General features: G+C 80.2%; 1 protein-coding gene. It reads right to left on the bottom strand.

Annotation, left to right across the window (positions count from 1 at the left end; all coding sequences use genetic code 11):
* Positions 1-62: 62 nt before the first annotated feature.
* Positions 63-620, bottom strand: a 558-nt coding sequence (rfaE2, locus tag JFN87_RS33325) for a D-glycero-beta-D-manno-heptose 1-phosphate adenylyltransferase (protein ID WP_209346260.1), incomplete at its 5' end; no start/stop codon positions are given.

The raw sequence follows: 620 nt of genomic DNA, 5'->3' as shown, positions 1-620 counted from the left end.
GCCCGGCCCGGGCGCCGGGCCGCCGGTCGGCGTGGCGGGGGCGGCGTGGGTGCTCGCGTCGGTCATCGCGACGCCGCCCTCGTCGCGAGCGCCGTCGTCGAGCGGCCGTCCAGGTATGGCAGCAGGACGACCTGGCCGCCCCAGCCCTCCACCAGGCGCGCCTCCGGCAGGTCGGCCGCGCCGTAGTCGCCGCCCTTCGCCCAGACGTCCGGGCGCAGCTCCGCGAGCAACCGCTCCGGGGTGTCCTCGTCGAAGACCTCGACGGCGTCCACGCACGCCAGGGCCCGCAGCACCCGCGCGCGGTCGCCCGCCGGGACCAGCGGGCGGCCAGGGCCCTTCAACCGGCGTACCGACGCGTCCGAGTTGAGGCACACCACCAGGCAGTCGCCGCTCTTGCGCGCCGCCTCGAGCAGGGCGATGTGGCCCGCGTGCAGCAGGTCGAAGCAGCCGCCGGCGGCGACGATCGAGCCGCCGTCCGCGCGGACCCGGTCGACGAGCCGCCGGGCCGTCGCGGGCTCGGGCCGCCGCCGCCCCCGGGGGGCCGGGGGGCCGGCCGCGGGATCGGGGGGGGTGCGGGCGGGGACCCGGCGTCCACGGGACCTGACAACCCGCGCCCCCGT

The organism is Streptomyces montanisoli (assembly GCF_017813245.1).
GTDB classification, from domain to species: domain Bacteria; phylum Actinomycetota; class Actinomycetes; order Streptomycetales; family Streptomycetaceae; genus Streptomyces; species Streptomyces montanisoli.
Note: the sequence above shows the minus strand (reverse complement) of the source record. Positions and strands in the feature narration are given on the sequence as shown.